At 66.0% G+C, this 759-nt stretch carries 1 protein-coding gene; it reads left to right on the top strand.

Annotated features, from left to right (window positions below; translation table 11 throughout):
* Positions 1-759, top strand: a 759-nt coding sequence (locus EKN83_RS23235; RefSeq protein WP_126801795.1) for a type VI secretion system Vgr family protein, incomplete at both ends; no start/stop codon positions are given.

Below are 759 nucleotides of genomic sequence, written 5' to 3'. Positions count from 1 at the left end.
GGCCCAGCAGAACCCGGCGTCGCCGAAGCCGGGCAGCATTGACGTCTACGACTGGCCGGGACGCTTTGTGGAGACCGGGCATGCGGAGTTCTACGCCCGCATTCGTCAGGAGCGCTGGCAGGTGGAGCACCAGCAGATTCAGGCCACCGCTACGGCGGCAGGCATTGCGCCGGGCCACACCTTCACCCTGACTAACGCGCCGTTCTTCAGCGATAACGGCGACTATCTGGTGACGGCGGCGGGGTATCACTTCGAGGAGAACCGCTACGCCAGCGGCGAGGGTGAAACTATTCACCGGACTGATTTCACGGTTATCCCGGCGTCGGTCTCTTATCGCCCGGCGCAGAGTACGTCCTGGCCGCGCACCTACGGCCCGCAGACGGCAAAAGTGGTGGGTCCGCAGGGGGAGAGCATCTGGACGGACAAATACGGCCGCGTGAAGGTGAAGTTCCACTGGGACCGCCTGGCGAAGGGCGACGACACCAGCTCCTGCTGGGTGCGCGTGTCGAGCGCCTGGGCGGGCCAGGGCTACGGCGGGGTGCAGATCCCACGCGTGGGCGATGAGGTGGTGGTGGACTTTATCAACGGTGATCCGGACCGTCCGATCATTACCGGGCGCGTGTACAACGACGCGAGCATGCCGCCGTGGGCGCTGCCGGCGGCGGCGACGCAGATGGGCTTTATGAGCCGGACAAAAGACGGCTCGGTCGACAACGCCAACGCCCTGCGGTTTGAGGACAAGGCGGGCGCGGAGCAGGT

Source organism: Enterobacter sp. WCHEn090032 (assembly GCF_003986875.1).
Lineage (GTDB): Bacteria > Pseudomonadota > Gammaproteobacteria > Enterobacterales > Enterobacteriaceae > Enterobacter > Enterobacter sichuanensis.
Note: the sequence above shows the minus strand (reverse complement) of the source record. Positions and strands in the feature narration are given on the sequence as shown.